The 15562-nt window shown below is 62.1% G+C and carries 16 protein-coding genes; 10 read left to right on the forward strand and 6 right to left on the reverse strand.

What is annotated here, in order from left to right; genetic code table 11:
* Nucleotides 1–12: 12 nt before the first annotated feature.
* On the forward strand, nucleotides 13–1914 hold the full coding sequence (gene cysN / locus CCOS865_RS05165) for a sulfate adenylyltransferase subunit CysN (protein WP_119138529.1): 1902 nt from the start codon (nucleotides 13–15) through the stop codon (nucleotides 1912–1914).
* 423 nt (nucleotides 1915–2337) lie between these two features.
* Here cysN and CCOS865_RS05170 read toward each other — a convergent pair whose 3' ends face one another.
* The 3 genes from CCOS865_RS05170 to CCOS865_RS05180 all read right to left on the reverse strand — a co-directional run bounded on the left by CCOS865_RS05170 (nucleotide 2338) and on the right by CCOS865_RS05180 (nucleotide 3813).
* Nucleotides 2338–2616, reverse strand: a complete 279-nt coding sequence (locus CCOS865_RS05170) for a DUF3077 domain-containing protein (RefSeq protein ID WP_119138531.1) — start codon at nucleotides 2614–2616, stop codon at nucleotides 2338–2340.
* Between the two features lie 132 nt (nucleotides 2617–2748).
* On the reverse strand, nucleotides 2749–2991 hold the full coding sequence (locus tag CCOS865_RS05175; protein ID WP_119138533.1) for a hypothetical protein: 243 nt from the start codon (nucleotides 2989–2991) through the stop codon (nucleotides 2749–2751).
* 342 nt (nucleotides 2992–3333) lie between these two features.
* Nucleotides 3334–3813, reverse strand: a complete 480-nt coding sequence (locus CCOS865_RS05180; protein WP_119138535.1) for an Lrp/AsnC family transcriptional regulator — start codon at nucleotides 3811–3813, stop codon at nucleotides 3334–3336.
* A gap of 127 nt (nucleotides 3814–3940) precedes the next feature.
* Here CCOS865_RS05180 and CCOS865_RS05185 point away from each other — a divergent pair, with 127 nt between their 5' ends.
* Complete coding sequence (locus CCOS865_RS05185) at nucleotides 3941–5131, forward strand: methionine gamma-lyase (RefSeq protein WP_119138537.1); 1191 nt, start codon at nucleotides 3941–3943, stop codon at nucleotides 5129–5131.
* A 283-nt stretch (nucleotides 5132–5414) separates the two neighbouring features.
* Here the strand turns inward: CCOS865_RS05185 and CCOS865_RS05190 are convergent, their stop codons facing one another.
* Nucleotides 5415–5852, reverse strand: coding sequence for a Z-ring associated ZapG family protein (locus CCOS865_RS05190; RefSeq protein ID WP_119138539.1), 438 nt, complete (start codon nucleotides 5850–5852; stop codon nucleotides 5415–5417).
* A 139-nt stretch (nucleotides 5853–5991) separates the two neighbouring features.
* Between CCOS865_RS05190 and CCOS865_RS05195 the strand changes: the two genes are divergently transcribed.
* The 3 genes from CCOS865_RS05195 to zapE all read left to right on the forward strand — a co-directional run bounded on the left by CCOS865_RS05195 (nucleotide 5992) and on the right by zapE (nucleotide 9180).
* The gene (locus CCOS865_RS05195; protein ID WP_119138541.1) at nucleotides 5992–6627 is read left to right on the forward strand and encodes an alpha/beta hydrolase; all 636 of its coding nucleotides are present in this window, start codon (nucleotides 5992–5994) and stop codon (nucleotides 6625–6627) included.
* A gap of 25 nt (nucleotides 6628–6652) precedes the next feature.
* Complete coding sequence (locus CCOS865_RS05200; RefSeq protein ID WP_119138543.1) at nucleotides 6653–8002, forward strand: tryptophan--tRNA ligase; 1350 nt, start codon at nucleotides 6653–6655, stop codon at nucleotides 8000–8002.
* 83 nt (nucleotides 8003–8085) lie between these two features.
* Complete coding sequence (zapE, locus tag CCOS865_RS05205; protein WP_119138545.1) at nucleotides 8086–9180, forward strand: cell division protein ZapE; 1095 nt, start codon at nucleotides 8086–8088, stop codon at nucleotides 9178–9180.
* A gap of 111 nt (nucleotides 9181–9291) precedes the next feature.
* On the opposite strand, the gene CCOS865_RS05210 is transcribed toward zapE, so the two are convergent.
* Together CCOS865_RS05210 and CCOS865_RS05220 are read right to left on the reverse strand one after the other, a co-directional pair.
* On the reverse strand, nucleotides 9292–10188 hold the full coding sequence (locus CCOS865_RS05210; RefSeq protein ID WP_167469016.1) for a GlxA family transcriptional regulator: 897 nt from the start codon (nucleotides 10186–10188) through the stop codon (nucleotides 9292–9294).
* 282 nt (nucleotides 10189–10470) lie between these two features.
* On the reverse strand, nucleotides 10471–11511 hold the full coding sequence (locus tag CCOS865_RS05220; RefSeq protein WP_119138549.1) for an NADP(H)-dependent aldo-keto reductase: 1041 nt from the start codon (nucleotides 11509–11511) through the stop codon (nucleotides 10471–10473).
* Between the two features lie 261 nt (nucleotides 11512–11772).
* Here CCOS865_RS05220 and rplM point away from each other — a divergent pair, with 261 nt between their 5' ends.
* From rplM to CCOS865_RS05245, 5 genes are all read left to right on the forward strand, one after another.
* A complete protein-coding gene (gene rplM / locus CCOS865_RS05225; RefSeq protein WP_119138551.1) occupies nucleotides 11773–12201 on the forward strand; it encodes a 50S ribosomal protein L13 in 429 nt (142 codons plus the stop codon).
* Nucleotides 12202–12214: 13 nt separating this feature from the next.
* Nucleotides 12215–12607 carry a 30S ribosomal protein S9 gene (rpsI, locus tag CCOS865_RS05230; RefSeq protein ID WP_119138553.1) on the forward strand — a complete coding sequence of 131 codons (393 nt, stop codon included), beginning with the start codon at nucleotides 12215–12217 and terminating at the stop codon, nucleotides 12605–12607.
* Nucleotides 12608–12869: 262 nt separating this feature from the next.
* Entirely contained in the window at nucleotides 12870–13463 is a 594-nt protein-coding gene (petA, locus tag CCOS865_RS05235; RefSeq protein WP_119138555.1) for a ubiquinol-cytochrome c reductase iron-sulfur subunit, read from the forward strand.
* On the forward strand, nucleotides 13463–14674 hold the full coding sequence (locus CCOS865_RS05240; protein ID WP_119138557.1) for a cytochrome b: 1212 nt from the start codon (nucleotides 13463–13465) through the stop codon (nucleotides 14672–14674). The genes petA and CCOS865_RS05240 overlap by 1 nt, the downstream gene beginning before the upstream one ends.
* On the forward strand, nucleotides 14674–15453 hold the full coding sequence (locus tag CCOS865_RS05245) for a cytochrome c1 (protein WP_119138559.1): 780 nt from the start codon (nucleotides 14674–14676) through the stop codon (nucleotides 15451–15453). The genes CCOS865_RS05240 and CCOS865_RS05245 overlap by 1 nt, the downstream gene beginning before the upstream one ends.
* The last annotated feature ends 109 nt before the right edge of the window (nucleotides 15454–15562 follow it).

The raw sequence follows: 15562 nt of genomic DNA on the forward strand, positions 1-15562 counted from the left end.
CAGGGTTACTCCATGTCGCATCAATCCGATTTGATCAGCGAAGACATCGTCGCTTATCTGGCTCAGCACGAGCGCAAAGAACTGCTGCGTTTCCTCACCTGCGGCAACGTCGATGACGGCAAGAGCACCCTGATCGGGCGCCTGCTGCACGACTCCAAGATGATCTACGAGGACCACCTCGAAGCGATCACTCGCGACTCGAAAAAATCCGGCACCACGGGCGAAGACATCGACCTGGCACTGCTGGTCGACGGCCTGCAGGCCGAGCGCGAGCAGGGCATCACCATCGATGTCGCCTACCGCTATTTCTCCACCGCCAAGCGCAAGTTCATCATCGCCGACACCCCCGGCCATGAGCAGTACACGCGCAACATGGCCACCGGCGCCTCGACCTGCGACCTGGCGATCATCCTCGTCGATGCCCGTTATGGCGTGCAGACCCAGACCCGTCGGCACAGCTACATCGCCTCGTTGCTGGGCATCAAGCACATCGTCGTGGCGATCAACAAGATGGACCTCAAGGGCTTCGACGAGGCGGTCTTCGAGTCGATCAAGGCCGACTACCTGAAGTTCGCCGACGCCATCAACCTGACCCCGAGCAGCCTGCACTTCGTGCCGATGTCGGCGCTCAAGGGCGACAACGTGGTCAACCGCAGCGAGCGTTCGCCGTGGTACACGGGCCCTGCGCTGATGGAAATCCTCGAGACCGTTGAAGTCGCGGCCGACCGCAACTTCACCGACCTGCGTTTCCCGGTGCAGTACGTCAACCGTCCGAACCTGAACTTCCGCGGCTTCGCCGGCACCTTGGCCAGCGGCGTGGTGCACAAGGGCGATGAAATCGTCGTATTGCCGTCGGGCAAGAGCAGCCGGGTCAAGTCCATCGTCACCTACGAAGGTGAGCTGGAACACGCCGGCCCAGGCCAGGCCGTGACCCTGACCATGGAAGACGAGATCGACATCTCCCGTGGCGACCTGCTGGTGCATGCCGACAACGTCCCGCCGGTGACCGACCAGTTCGACGCCATGCTCGTGTGGATGGCCGAGGAGCCGATGCTCCCCGGCAAGAAGTACGACATCAAGCGCGCCACCAGCTATGTGCCGGGCTCGATTGCCAGCATCACCCACAAGGTCGATGTGAACACCCTCGAGAAGGGCGCGGCCAGTGCGCTGCAGTTGAACGAGATCGGCCTGGTCAAGGTCAGCCTCGACGCCGCCATCGCCCTCGACGGCTATGACAGCAACCGCACCACCGGCGCGTTCATCATCATCGACCGCCTGACCAACGGTACCGTGGGTGCCGGCATGATCATCGCCCAGCCTGTCCTGCCGCACGGCAGCACCGGCCAGCATGGCAAGCAGGCGCACGTTGCCACCGAAGAGCGCGCCCTGCGCTTCGGCCAGCAGCCGGCCACCGTGCTGTTCAGCGGCCTCTCCGGCGCGGGCAAGAGCACCCTGGCCTATGCCGTGGAGCGCAAGCTGTTCGACATGGGCCGTGCGGTCTACGTGCTCGACGGCCAGAACCTGCGCCACGACCTGAACAAGGGCCTGCCGCAGGACCGTGCCGGTCGCACCGAGAACTGGCGCCGTGCCGCCCACGTGGCGCGTCAGTTCAACGAAGCCGGCCTGCTGACCCTGGCCGCGTTCGTCGCCCCGGATGCCGAAGGCCGCGAACAGGCCAAGGCACTGATCGGCAAGGAGCGTCTGCTGACCGTGTACGTCCAGGCATCGCCGATTGCCTGCCGTGAGCGTGACCCGCAAGGCCTGTATGCCGCTGGCGGCGATAACATCCCGGGTGAAAGCTTCCCGTTCGATGTGCCGCTGGATGCTGACCTGGTGATCGACACCCAGAGCACCGGGGTTGAAGAAAGCATCAAGCAAGTGCTCGACCTGCTGCGTCAGCGCGGCGCGATCTAAGCGCTGGTGTTGGATGTATGAAAAACCCCGCTTCGGCGGGGTTTTTTGTTTGTCCGGGGAAGTCTTGCGCCTTTAGGTCCATCCCTTTCAAGGCGTGTTGAAATTGCGCTTGTCGTGAGCTTGCCGGGGCCGCTGCGCGCCCCTTTCGCGACACAAGGCCGCTCCCACAGGATGCGGTGTTGCCCAGTTTCTGTTTCGTTCGCGAACGTTACTGCACGACGCCGCCCATGTGGGAGCGGCCTTGTGTCGCGAAAGGGCTGCGCAGCGGCCCCGGCGAGCTCAAGCCAAGGATAAATTCAGGAACAATACGAAGACCTTGAAAGGGATGGCCTTCAGGGCATCACTCTTATGGAGTGGCAGTTCAGTCACTGGCTTGCCGGGTGCTGGTTGGTTGGAAAGGGCTGCAGAGCAGCCCGGTCCGGTTCAGTGATCCGTGCGCGTCATGCCGAGTTCGGCGTCATCCAACAGTGCCTTGGCCAATGCGCTCAGGTAGTGCGAGGCCCAGACCAGTTGCGGGTTATCTTCCATCACACCGGTGATGGTCAGCTCTCGCACAACGCCCATCAACTCCGAGGCCTGCTCGCGGGCATGCTGGCAAGGGATGCCGGGTTCTATGCAGAACAAGGGCTGGGTCATGCCTTCGCCTTGGTAGAAACGGGTCTTGCCGACGGTGGTGGGTGTGGTGATGTCGTCATTAGCCATTTTTCACTCTCCCTGATTGTGTGTCTGGCCGGGCCTCATCGCGGGTAAACCCGCTCCTACAGGCATCGCGCAGACCCTGTAGGAGCGGGTTTACCCGCGAAGAGGCCCGGCCAGTCAACACCTGACTGGGCCTTAGTGCGCCGTGCGCCGGCCTGCTGGCAACTGAACCTGCATCAACGCCGACTCAAGCAGCGTGCGCAGCGCCTCTAGCTCGTGCACCGTGGCCATCATCAGCATCGAGCCGGGTGATCGGGGTTGGAGCAGGATCGCCTGCTGGGCCACCGTCTGCGCGCACAGGGCGTACTCGGTGGCCTGGACGAGGGTGTCTTCAATGGAGTGGGGATTGTGGGGTGGGTCGGGGACAATCTTAAGCATGGTCTTACCCTCAATTTGCAATGGGGCAGCACCATTTGCTGTCAAACAAAGGGTGGCAGCTGTGAGCGGGTTGACAGACCGGCCAAATTGAGGAAAACCGGCGCACCCGAAGATGCCCCACACACAGCCGCCATTAAAGGCAAAGCCATGGGTTTCAATTTGAGTCGGCCTGTCAAAGCCGGTCGCTGATTGGTAGCGACCGCCCGAGACTAGGGCTCAACCCAGAACACCGCAATGGCTTGAAAGGGGTTGGTAGTGTGTTTGGGAAATGGACTACAAGGAATAGGGTAAGTCCTAAACCCGGGTGCAAAACCAGGCCGGGATACCGAGCCATCCCGCGCGCTAAATATGCTTCTCCGAAACCGGAATCACCCGCCGCTCCTTCACCGCCTTATACGAAAAACTCGAGTAAATCTCCTTCACCCCCGGCAACCGCTGCAGCACCTCGCGGGTAAATTCCCCAAACGATTCCAGGTCCCTCGCCAGAATCTCCAGCAAGAAGTCATACCGCCCAGAAATATTGTGGCAAGCCACGATCTCGGGAATCTCCAGCAACCGCTGTTCGAACGCCAGCGCCATGTCCTTGGTGTGCGAGTCCATCATGATGCTGACGAACGCCGTCACCCCGAACCCTAACGACTTGGGCGACAAAATGGCCTGATACCCGGTGATATAGCCGTTGTCTTCCAGCAACTTGACCCGCCGCCAGCACGGTGAAGTGGTCAGCGAAACCTGGTCGGCCAGTTCAGACACGGTGAGGCGGGCGTTGTCCTGCAAGGCGGCAAGCAGGGCGCGGTCGGTGCGGTCGAGGGTTGAAGGCATGGTTTGCCCTCCTGCAAGGGTAATTGTTGTTTTTGTTCCAATAACCACCCGCTTGCGTGGGCAACTTTGGAAAAATCCCGGTAGCGCATTGGCATAAGCTTATTACAAACCACACGAGGCTGTTGCCATGCGCGACTGCGACAATAATTCAGGGTTTTCCACGCGAGCGATCCACCACGGCTACGACCCGCTGTCGCACGGCGGGGCATTGGTGCCGCCGGTCTACCAGACCGCCACCTTCGCATTCCCGACCGTCGAATACGGCGCGGCGTGCTTTGCCGGGCAAGAGCCCGGGCACTTCTACAGTCGCATCTCCAACCCGACCCTGGCCCTGCTGGAACAGCGCATGGCTTCACTGGAGGGCGGTGAGGCAGGGCTGGCCCTGGCCTCGGGCATGGGCGCGATCACCTCGACCTTGTGGACCCTGCTGCGGCCCGGCGACGAGCTGATCGTCGGGCGCACGCTGTATGGCTGCACCTTTGCCTTCCTGCACCACGGCATCGGCGAATTCGGGGTCAAGGTCCAGCATGTCGACCTCAACGACCTGCAGGCGCTACGTGCAGCGATCACCCCGAAAACACGGATGATCTACTTCGAATCGCCGGCCAACCCCAACATGCAACTGGTCGATATCGCCGCCGTGGTCGGCGTGGCTCGTGAGCACTCGGTGCAGGTGGTGGTCGACAACACCTACTGCACGCCTTACCTGCAACGCCCGCTGGAACTGGGCGTGGACCTGGTGGTGCATTCGGCGACCAAGTACCTCAGTGGCCATGGCGATATCACCGCCGGGCTGGTGGTCGGGCGCAAGGCGCTGGTCGATCGCATTCGCCTCGAAGGGCTGAAGGACATGACCGGCGCGGTGCTCTCGCCGCACGACGCCTCGCTGCTGATGCGCGGGATCAAGACCCTGGCCCTGCGCATGGACCGGCATTGCGCCAATGCCGCGCAGGTGGCGGCCTTCCTCGAGGCTCAGCCGCAGGTGGAGCTGCTGCATTACCCAGGGCTGGCGAGCTTCCCGCAGTACGCATTGGCGCAACGGCAGATGCGTTTGCCGGGCGGCATGCTGGCCTTCGAGCTGAAGGGCGGCATCGAGGCGGGCAGGCGCTTCATGAATGCCTTGCAGCTGTTCAGCCGGGCGGTCAGCCTGGGCGATGCCGAGTCGCTGGCGCAGCATCCGGCGAGCATGACCCACTCCAGCTATACGCCGCAGGAGCGGGCCGCGCATGGCATCTCCGAAGGGCTGGTGCGGCTGTCGGTGGGGTTGGAGGATATCGAGGACCTGATTGCCGATATCGAGCAGGCATTAGGGGCGTAAGGCTGAGGATATACGTTGGGTTTTTCGCGGGTAACCCTCCACTGGACTTTGTAACGACGCCTCACCCTGTGGGAGCGGGCTCGCCCGCGAACGAGGGCAAAGCCCTCGCCGTACATCGAGGGTGCTACAGCCGGCCTCTTCGCGGGCAAGCCCGCTCCCACAGGGACCCTGCTAAAGCAATGAAATGGCATCCATTCTGTGGGAGCGGGTTCACCCGCGAAGAGGCCTGACCCGCAAGGCACAAAAAAGGCCCCTCACGAGGCCTTTGTTCATTGCATCCGGATCAACGCTTGAGGCCGTAGCTCTCGTCGAGCATGCCCGGCGAGTTCGGCGCCTTGGGCGCGTAGTCACGCGGTACTTCCGCGGTGTCTTTCGGCGGCGTCAGGCGGTCGCGTGGACCTTGCGCAGCTTCGGAGTGCAGGGCGGCCAGCAGGCGCTGACGGGTCAGCTCGTCGAGTGCCAGGCGGTTGGCACCGTCGGCCAGGTGGTCCTGGACGTCCTGGTAGCTCTGGGTCAGGCGCTGGACCAGGGCTGCGGTGCTGTTGAAGTGCGTCACCACTTCGTTCTGATAACTGTCGAAACGCTGCTGGATATCATCCAGCTGACGTTGCGTGCTGCTCGGCGCAGCGTTGGGCAGCAGGCGGGCCACGACGAAGCCGGCGACTACGCCGACGACCAGGGCCAGGGTCGGCAACAACCAAACAAGGAGCGAGAGTTCCACGAGTCCTTCCTCTATAAACGGCTTTGCTTTACGTTAACGGCTCAGACCTGCGCTGTATACCGCGAGCGATCGCAAATATTTCAGAACAGAATTCATCAGCTAGACGAGTCGACCCTTCCTGAGGTCACGGAGTAGTGCTTTGCTTATCCGCGAAACCCCCTTGTTCATCGATGGCCCCTGCGGCCAACTGGAAGCCCTGCTGCTGGAAGTCGCCGATGCCCGCGGCATCGTGGTGATCTGCCACCCCAACCCGGTCCAGGGCGGCACCATGCTCAACAAGGTGGTTTCGACCCTGCAGCGCACCGCCCGCGATGCCGGTTACAGCACGTTACGCTTCAACTACCGCGGTGTCGGCCAGAGCGCCGGCAGCCATGACATGGGCGCCGGCGAAGTGCAGGACGCCGAGGCGGTGGCCGCCTGGGTGCGTGCCAACCACCCCGCGCAGGCGCTGGTGCTGATGGGCTTCTCGTTTGGTGGCTTTGTCGCCGCCAGCCTGGCCGGGCGCCTCGAGGCCCAGGGCGAGACACTGCAGCAGCTGTTCATGGTCGCGCCTGCGGTCATGCGTCTGAATGAAGATTTCCCGTTGCCGCAGCGCTGCCCGCTGACAGTGATCCAGCCGGAGACCGACGAAGTGGTCGATCCGCAGCGGGTTTACGCATGGTCCGACAGCCTGTCGCGCCCCCATGAGCTGCTGAAAGTGGCAGAATGCGGACACTTTTTCCATGGCAAGCTGACCGATCTGAAGGATCTGGTGCTGCCGCGTCTCTCGAACTGAGCCAAGCCTGATCAAGCGATTACCCATGACTACGCGCATCCTTACCGGTATCACCACCACCGGCACCCCGCACCTGGGCAACTACGCCGGCGCCATCCGCCCGGCCATTCTCGCCAGCCAGCAGCCCGGTGCCGACTCGTTCTACTTCCTGGCCGACTACCACGCGCTGATCAAGTGCGATGACCCGCTGCGCATCCAGCGCTCGCGCCTGGAAATCGCCGCGACCTGGCTGGCCGGTGGCCTCGACCCGGACAAGGTGACCTTCTACCGCCAGTCGGACATCCCCGAGATCCCCGAGCTGACCTGGTTGCTCACCTGTGTCGCCGGCAAGGGCCTGCTCAACCGCGCCCACGCCTACAAGGCCTCGGTCGACAAGAACCTGGAAAACGGCGAAGACCCGGACGCCGGCGTCACCATGGGCCTGTTCAGCTACCCGGTGCTGATGGCCGCCGACATCCTCATGTTCAACGCGCACAAGGTGCCGGTGGGCCGTGACCAGATCCAGCACGTGGAAATGGCCCGCGACATCGGTCAGCGCTTCAACCACCTGTTCGGCCAGGGCAAGGACTTCTTCGCCCTGCCGGAAGCGGTGATCGAGGAGAGCGTGGCGACCTTGCCGGGCCTGGACGGTCGCAAGATGTCCAAGAGCTACGACAACACCATCCCGCTGTTCGCCAGCGCCAAGGACATGAAAGACGCGATCTCGCGCATCGTCACCGACTCGCGCGCACCGGGCGAGGCCAAGGACCCGGACAATTCGCACCTGTTCACCCTGTTCCAGGCCTTCTCGACGCCGGCGCAATCCGCCGAATTCCGCGACGAGCTGTTGCAGGGCCTGGGTTGGGGCGAAGCCAAGCAGCGCCTGTTCCAGCTGCTCGACGGCCAGTTGGCCGCGCCGCGCGAGCACTACCTGCAGCTGATCGCCCGCCCGGCCGACCTCGAGGACATCCTCCTGGCCGGCGCCGCCAAGGCCCGCAAGACTGCCACCCCGTTCCTCGAGCAACTGCGCGAGGCGGTAGGCCTGCGCTCGTTCCGCAGCAGCGTGCAGAACACCGGCGAAGTGAAGAAGAAGGCCGCCAAGAGCGCCCGCTTCGTCAGCTTCCGCGACGAAGACGGCAGCTTCCGCTTCCGCCTGCTGGCCGCTGACGGCGAGCAACTGCTGCTCTCGCGCAGCTTCGCCGACGGCAAGAGCGCCGGCGCGGTCAGCAAGCAGCTGCAGCAAGGTGGCGACGCCGACGTGCGTGTCGACGGCCTGGGCTTTGCCCTGTGGCTGGACGGCGAGCACGTGGCCGACGGGCCGCAGTTGGCCGACGCCGACGCCCGTGACGCCGCCGTCTCTGCCCTGCGCCAGGCACTGCAACCGCAACAGGACTGAGGCATTTCGCCGCAAGTCTGATTGCCATTATGCGGGCCCGTCGCTACAGTGACGGCCCGCTTTTGTTACCTCGCTAACGAATTATGACGCCCTTAGAACGATATCAAGCAGATCTGAAACGTCCCGATTTCTTCCATGACGCGGCGCAGGAAACAGCGGTGCGTCATTTGCAGCGTCTGTACGACGATCTGATCGCGGCGCAGAACAACAAGCCCGGCATGTTCGGCAAGCTGTTCGGCAAGAAGGACCAGACCCCGGTCAAGGGCCTGTACTTCTGGGGCGGGGTAGGCCGGGGCAAGACCTACCTGGTGGACACCTTCTTCGAAGCGCTGCCGTTCGAGCAGAAGATGCGCACCCACTTCCACCGCTTCATGAAGCGCGTGCACGAAGAGATGCGCACCCTCAAGGGTGAGAAGAACCCGCTGACGGTCATTGCCAAGCGCTTCTCGCAGGAAGCCCGGGTGATCTGCTTCGACGAATTCTTCGTCTCCGACATCACCGACGCGATGATCCTCGGCACGCTGATGGAAGAGCTGTTCAAGAACGGCGTCTCGCTGGTGGCGACCTCCAACATCGTCCCGGACGGCCTGTACAAGGACGGCCTGCAGCGGGCGCGGTTCCTCCCGGCAATCGCCATGATCAAGCAGTTCACCGACGTGGTGAACGTCGACAGCGGGGTCGACTACCGCCTGCGTCACCTGGAGCAGGCCGAGCTGTTCCACTTCCCGCTGGATGCCGCCGCGCACGAGAGCCTGCGCCAGAGCTTCAAGGCGCTGACGCCGGAATGCACCCAGGCCGTCGAAAACGACGTGCTGATGATCGAGAACCGCGAGATCGTCGCCCTGCGTACCTGCGACGACGTCGCCTGGTTCGACTTCCGCGCCCTGTGCGACGGGCCGCGCAGCCAGAACGACTACATCGAACTGGGCAAGATCTTCCATGCCGTGCTGCTGAGCAATGTCGAGCAGATGGGCGTGGCCACCGATGACATCGCCCGGCGGTTCATCAACATGGTGGACGAGTTCTACGACCGCAACGTCAAGCTGATCATCTCTGCCGAGGTCGAGCTGAAGGACCTGTACACCGGTGGCCGCCTGAGCTTCGAGTTCCAGCGGACCCTGAGCCGGTTGCTGGAGATGCAGTCGCACGAGTTCCTGTCGCGCGCGCACAAGCCCTGACAGCAGCTGCACGCTTCACGCTGCAAGCGACAAGAAAAAGCCAGAGCAGTCCGCGAACTGCTCTGGCTTTTTCTTTTCTCTGCCCTTGAAGCTCAACGCTTGGTGCTGCCTTCAAGCCTCTTGCATGAACTGCTGGCGATACTGGTTAGGCGACAGCTCGGTGTGCTGACGGAACAGCCGGGCAAAGAAGCTGGCATCGTCATACCCCACCTCGTAACTGATGGTCTTGATGCTCTTGCGGGTGCTCGACAGCAGGCCCTTGGCCGTCTCGATGCGCAGCCGCTGCAGGTAATGCAGCGGCTTGTCGCCGGTGGCGGTCTGGAAGCGGCGCATGAAGTTGCGAATGCTCATGCCGTGGTTGCGGGCCACGTCCTCGAAGCGGAACTTGTCGGCGAAGTGCTCTTCGAGCCAGTGCTGGATCTGCAGGATGATCAGGTCCTGGTGCAGCTTCTGCCCGCCAAAGCCCATGCGCCCAGGGGTATAGCTGCGCTGCACTTCATAGAGGATGTCGCGGGCCACGGCGCGGGCCACGTTGGCCCCGCAGAAGCGCTCGATCAGGTAGATGTACAGGTCGCAGGCCGATGTCGTGCCGCCGGCGCAGTACAGGTTGTCGGCGTCGGTCAGGTGCTTGTCCTGGTTCAGGCGCACCTTGGGGAAGCGCTCGGCGAAGCTGGTGAAGAAGCGCCAGTAGGTGGTCGCCTCCTTGCCATCGAGCAGGCCGGCCTCGGCCAGCCAGAACACGCCACTGGCCTCGCCGCAGAGCACCGCGCCACGCGCATGCTGCTCACGCAGCCAGGGCAGGACCTGGGGGTACTGTTGCAAGAGGTTGTCGAAGTCGTCCCAGAACGCCGGGAGGATGATCACATCGGCATCGCCCAGGCCGCCGTCGACCGGCACCTGCACATTGCTGAAGCTGTCCACCGGTTGCCCATCGGGGCTCACCAGGCAGATCTCGAACATCGGTTGCAGGCCCAGGCCCAGCTGTTTGCTGTAGCGCAGGCTGGCCAGGTGGAAGAAATCCTTGGCCTGCATCAGTGTCGATGCGAACACGTTATCGACAGCCAGAATGCTGACGCGCCGCAGTGAAGCGGGGGGTTGGGTAAACATCATTGTCATTGTTCTTATAGGGTAGAGTGGTCAATCACCGGCTGGATCGTCTTATTTTTTGGCGATTGTGTCTACCCCGCTGGATCCACGCCGCCTGCTTCGCGGGTAAACCCGCTCCCACAAGGTCTGCAGTCCTCCCTGTAGGAGCGGGTTTACCCGCGAAGCAGGCGCCGCAGTGTTCGATCAGGGCGCCGGGTTTGGCTGATCCTGGTGCACCGCCTCGATCGCTGCCAACAGCTCGTCACTGAGCACCAGTTCGGTACTCGCCAGGTTGCTCTCCAGTTGCTCCAGGGTCGTAGCGCCAATGATGTTGCTGGTCACGAACGGCTGCCGGGTGACGAACGCCAGGGCCATCTGCGCAGGGTCCAGGCCATGCTCGCGGGCCACCTGCACATAACGGCTGCAGGCCGCGACCGTCTGCGGGTTGGAGTAGCGAGAAAAGCGGCTGAACAGGGTCAGGCGGGCGTTTTCAGGTCGTGCACCGTTCTCGAACTTGCCCGAGAGCATGCCAAACGCCAGCGGCGAGTAGGCCAGCAACCCGCACTGCTCGCGGATCGCGACTTCCGCTAGGCCCACCTCGAAGCTGCGGTTGAGCAGGTTGTAGGGGTTCTGGATCGACACCGCACGCGGCCAGCCGCGGCTCTCTGCCAGGTGCAGGAACTTCATCGTGCCCCACGGGGTTTCATTGGACAGGCCGATGTGGCGGATCTTGCCGGCACGCACCTGCTCGTCGAGCACCTCGAGGGTTTCTTCCAGCGGCGTGAAGTGGTCCTGCGGCAGGTGCTGGTAGCCCAGCTTGCCGAAGAAGTTGGTGTTGCGCTCCGGCCAGTGCAGTTGGTACAGGTCGATGCGGTCGGTGTGCAGGTGCTTGAGGCTTTCGTCCAGCGCGGCAACGATGTGCTGGCGGTTGTGCTTGAGCTGGCCGTCGCGGATATGGCTGATGCCGTTGCCGGGGCCGGCCACCTTGCTCGCCAGGATCCAGTCGTCGCGGTCGCCGTTGGCCTTGAACCAGTTGCCGATGATGCGCTCGGTGGCGGCGTAGGTTTCCGGGCGGGGCGGCACCGGGTACATCTCGGCGGTGTCGATGAAGTTGATCCCGCCGGCCTTGGCCCGGGCGATCTGCTCGAAGGCCTGGGCCTGATCGTTCTGCTCTCCCCAGGTCATCGTGCCCAGGCACAGGGCGCTGACGTTGAGGTCGGTACGGCCGAGCTTGCGGTGTTCCATGCGGGTGACGCTCCTTGGGGAAATAAAAACCCATCAAATCAGGTTGAAATTTTTTCCGCAATCTGGATAATTCTGCCCCTCTCCGTTCTGCGGAAGTGATGCACTGCTTAACGAGAGTAACCCCGCCGAATATTGGACGTGCCCGACCCGAGCCCCCAATAGCGTCCGTATCCGGCTGCGCGCTTGCTTGTCAAGCTGTGCACTATCCAGTAAGATTCGCCGTCTATTTTTCGCTGGGCGGCCTCTGAGGCTTTAGAGATAATGAAAACTTTTACTGCTAAACCAGAAACAGTAAAGCGCGACTGGTTCGTCGTCGACGCCGCTGGTCAGACCCTGGGTCGTCTGGCTACCGAAATCGCTCGTCGTCTGCGTGGCAAGCACAAAGCTGAATACACCCCTCACGTTGACACCGGCGACTACATCGTCGTCATCAACGCCGAGCAGGTACGTGTCACTGGTGCCAAAACTACTGACAAGATGTACTACTCCCACTCCGGCTTCCCAGGTGGCATCAAGGAAATCAGCTTCGACAAGCTGCAAGCCAAAGCCCCTGAGCGTATCATCGAGACCGCGGTCAAAGGCATGCTGCCTAAGAACCCGCTGGGTCGCGACATGTATCGCAAGCTGAAAGTGTACAAGGGTGCTGTTCACCCACACACTGCTCAGCAGCCACAAGAACTGAAGGTCTAAGGGGTAGTTCATTATGTCGGCGACTCAAAATTACGGCACTGGCCGTCGCAAGACCGCAACCGCTCGCGTTTTCCTGCGTCCAGGTACCGGTAACATCTCGATCAACAACCGTCCTCTGGACACCTTCTTCGGTCGCGAAACCGCTCGCATGGTTGTTCGCCAGCCGCTCGAGCTGACCGAGAACGTTGCCAAGTTCGACATCTACGTCACCGTTTCCGGTGGTGGTGTCAGCGGTCAAGCCGGTGCGATCCGTCACGGTATCACCCGCGCTCTGATGGCTTACGACGAAACCCTGCGCCCGGCCCTGCGCCGCGCTGGCTTCGTTACCCGCGACGCCCGTGAAGTTGAGCGTAAGAAAGTGGGCCTGCGTAAAGCACGTAAGCGTCCTCAGTACTCCAAGCGTTAATTTCGCTTCGGCAGTCGAAAAAAGCCCGGTTCCTTGGAACCGGGCTTTTTTTATGTCTTGAACTAACCTGTCAGCATGTCGGTGACGCGTTGCCATATAGACGCAGATCAAGCAAAGCGAGGGTTGTAGCCCGGCCAGGGGGTAATCACCTTGTCAGCGTGTGGATTTGTTTCTTACCATGGCGACCACTTTTCAACGCCACAGACTTAACTAAATAGAGGCCTGGTTCAACAGGCCATAGCAGCTGATGGGAGAGGACTGAATGAGTAATGACGGCGTCAACGCAGGCCGGCGCCGCTTCCTCGTAGCCGCCACGTCCGTGGTGGGTGCAGCGGGGGCTGTGGGGGCTGCGGTACCGTTCGTGGGGTCATGGTTTCCCAGTGCCAAGGCGAAGGCTGCCGGTGCACCGGTGAAGGTCAACATCGCCAAGGTTGAGCCGGGTCAGCAGATGGTCGCTGAGTGGCGGGGTCAGCCGGTATTCATCGTGCGGCGAACGGAAGAGATCCTCGGGAATCTCAAGAAAATCGCCGGCGAGCTTTCCGATCCAGAGTCGAAGGCATCGGTGCAGCCGACCTACGTCGACCCGCAAGTCCGCTCGATCAAACCTGAAATTCTCCTCCTCGTCGGCCTCTGTACCCACCTGGGCTGCTCGCCGACGTTCCGCCCTGAAGTGGCGCCGGTCGACCTCGGTCCGAAATGGGTGGGCGGTTACTTCTGCCCCTGCCACGGCTCCCACTACGACCTCGCTGGGCGCGTGTACAAATCGCAGCCGGCGCCCCTCAACCTGCCAGTGCCTCCGCACTCATACGAGACGGACGACATCATCGTCATCGGCGTCGATCAGGAGAACGCATGATGAGCAAGTTCATGGAGTGGATCGATGCGCGCTTCCCCGCGACCAAGATGTGGGAAGACCACCTGAGCAAATATTACGCGCCGAAGAACTTCAACTTCTTCTACTTCTTCGGCTCGCTGGCGTTGCTGGTGCTGGTCAACCAGATCGTCACCGGTGTCTGGCTGACCATGAGCTTCACGCCGTCGGCCGAAGAGGCGTTCGCCTCGGTCGAGTACATCATGCGCGACGTCGAGTACGGCTGGATCCTGCGCTACCTGCACTCCACCGGCGCGTCGGCGTTCTTCATCGTGGTCTACCTGCACATGTTCCGTGGCCTGCTGTATGGCTCGTACCAGAAGCCACGCGAGCTGGTCTGGCTGTTCGGCATGCTGATCTACCTGGCGCTGATGGCCGAGGCGTTCATGGGCTACCTGCTGCCCTGGGGGCAGATGTCGTACTGGGGTGCCCAGGTGATCATCTCGCTGTTCGGTGCCATCCCGCTGATCGGTGATGACCTGACCCAGTGGATCCGCGGTGACTACCTGATCTCCGGGATCACCCTGAACCGCTTCTTCGCCCTGCACGTGATCGCCTTGCCGATCGTCATCCTGGGCCTGGTGGTGCTGCACATCCTGGCCTTGCACGAGGTCGGTTCGAACAACCCCGACGGGGTCGATATCAAGAAGCACAAGGACGAGAACGGCATCCCGCTGGATGGTATCCCGTTCCACCCGTACTACACCGTCAAGGACATTGTCGGGGTGGTGGTGTTCCTTTTCGTGTTCTGCGCCGTGGTGTTCTTCTTCCCGGAAATGGGCGGTTACTTCCTGGAAAAACCCAACTTCGAGCAGGCGAACGCGTTCAAGACGCCCGAGCACATTGCGCCGGTCTGGTACTTCACGCCGTTCTACGCAATCCTCCGAGCGGTGCCTGACAAGCTGTTTGGCGTGATCGCCATGGGCGCCGCCATCGCTGTGCTGTTCGTGTTGCCCTGGCTCGACCGCAGCCCGGTGCGCTCCATGCGCTACAAGGGGTGGCTGAGCAAGGTCTGGCTGCTGGTGTTCTGCGTGTCCTTCGTGATTCTCGGTGTGCTCGGGGTGTTGGCGCCGACGCCGGGGCGGACCCTGCTGTCGCAGGTCTGTACCGTGCTGTATTTCGCCTACTTCCTGCTGATGCCGTTCTACACCAGGCTCGAGAAGACCAAACCGGTTCCGCAAAGGGTGACGGGCTGATGAAAAAGCTGATTGCAGTATTGTTCCTGGCGCTCATGCCTGCCTTGTCCTTTGCCGCGGAACACGGCCTGGAGCTGGACAAGGTCGATGTCGAACTGGCCGACAAAGCCGCCCTGCAAGACGGTGCGCGCACCTTCACCAACTATTGCATGGGCTGCCACAGCGCCAAGTTCCAGCGTTACGAGCGGGTGGCCGATGACCTCGGCATCCCGCACGAGCTGATGCTGGAAAACCTGGTATTTACCGGCGCCAAGATCGGCGACCACATGAAGATCGGCATGCAGCCCGCCGATGCCAAGACCTGGTTCGGTGCGGCGCCCCCCGACCTGACCCTGGTCGCACGGGTGCGTGGCAACGACTGGTTGTATTCGTACCTGCGCAGCTTCTACCAGGACCCGTCGCGGCCGTATGGGGTCAACAACAAGGTCTTCCCCAACGTCGGCATGCCCAACGTGCTGGTCGGCCTGCAGGGCAACCAGGTGATTGGCTGCAAGCAGGTGCAGAGTGTGGTCGATGGCAAGAAGCAATATGACCCGCTGACCGGCAGCCCATTGACCCATGAAGCGTGTGACCAGCTGACCATCGAGCCGAAATCCGGTACCCTGACGCCTGAGCAGTTCGACGAGAAGGTCAAGAACCTGGTGACCTTCCTGGCCTATTCGGCCAACCCGGTCAAACTTCAGAGCCAGCGCATCGGTACCTACGTGTTGCTGTACCTGGCTTTCTTCTTTGTCTTCGCCTACTTGCTCAAGCGCGAATACTGGAAGGACGTGCACTGATCACGCAGTAGTTTCTGGTTAGTTGAACGCGCCCTGGGGCGCTCTTCGCAAACCGCGGAGGGTGCCTCAGGGCGCGTTTGCATTTCAGTTTCACAAGCATCCCCATGCG

Source organism: Pseudomonas reidholzensis (genome assembly GCF_900536025.1).
Classification (GTDB): domain Bacteria; phylum Pseudomonadota; class Gammaproteobacteria; order Pseudomonadales; family Pseudomonadaceae; genus Aquipseudomonas; species Aquipseudomonas reidholzensis.

Excerpts from the sequence above, each read along its gene's own strand:
- cysN (WP_119138529.1), top strand. The coding sequence starts at position 13 with ATGTCGCATCAATCCGATTTGATCAGCGAAGACATCGTCGCTTATCTG.
- CCOS865_RS05170 (WP_119138531.1), bottom strand. The coding sequence starts at position 2,616 with ATGGCTAATGACGACATCACCACACCCACCACCGTCGGCAAGACCCGT.
- CCOS865_RS05175 (WP_119138533.1), bottom strand. The coding sequence starts at position 2,991 with ATGCTTAAGATTGTCCCCGACCCACCCCACAATCCCCACTCCATTGAA.
- CCOS865_RS05180 (WP_119138535.1), bottom strand. The coding sequence starts at position 3,813 with ATGCCTTCAACCCTCGACCGCACCGACCGCGCCCTGCTTGCCGCCTTG.
- CCOS865_RS05185 (WP_119138537.1), top strand. The coding sequence starts at position 3,941 with ATGCGCGACTGCGACAATAATTCAGGGTTTTCCACGCGAGCGATCCAC.
- CCOS865_RS05200 (WP_119138543.1), top strand. The coding sequence starts at position 6,653 with ATGACTACGCGCATCCTTACCGGTATCACCACCACCGGCACCCCGCAC.
- zapE (WP_119138545.1), top strand. The coding sequence starts at position 8,086 with ATGACGCCCTTAGAACGATATCAAGCAGATCTGAAACGTCCCGATTTC.
- CCOS865_RS05220 (WP_119138549.1), bottom strand. The coding sequence starts at position 11,511 with ATGGAACACCGCAAGCTCGGCCGTACCGACCTCAACGTCAGCGCCCTG.
- rplM (WP_119138551.1), top strand. The coding sequence starts at position 11,773 with ATGAAAACTTTTACTGCTAAACCAGAAACAGTAAAGCGCGACTGGTTC.
- rpsI (WP_119138553.1), top strand. The coding sequence starts at position 12,215 with ATGTCGGCGACTCAAAATTACGGCACTGGCCGTCGCAAGACCGCAACC.
- petA (WP_119138555.1), top strand. The coding sequence starts at position 12,870 with ATGAGTAATGACGGCGTCAACGCAGGCCGGCGCCGCTTCCTCGTAGCC.
- CCOS865_RS05240 (WP_119138557.1), top strand. The coding sequence starts at position 13,463 with ATGAGCAAGTTCATGGAGTGGATCGATGCGCGCTTCCCCGCGACCAAG.
- CCOS865_RS05245 (WP_119138559.1), top strand. The coding sequence starts at position 14,674 with ATGAAAAAGCTGATTGCAGTATTGTTCCTGGCGCTCATGCCTGCCTTG.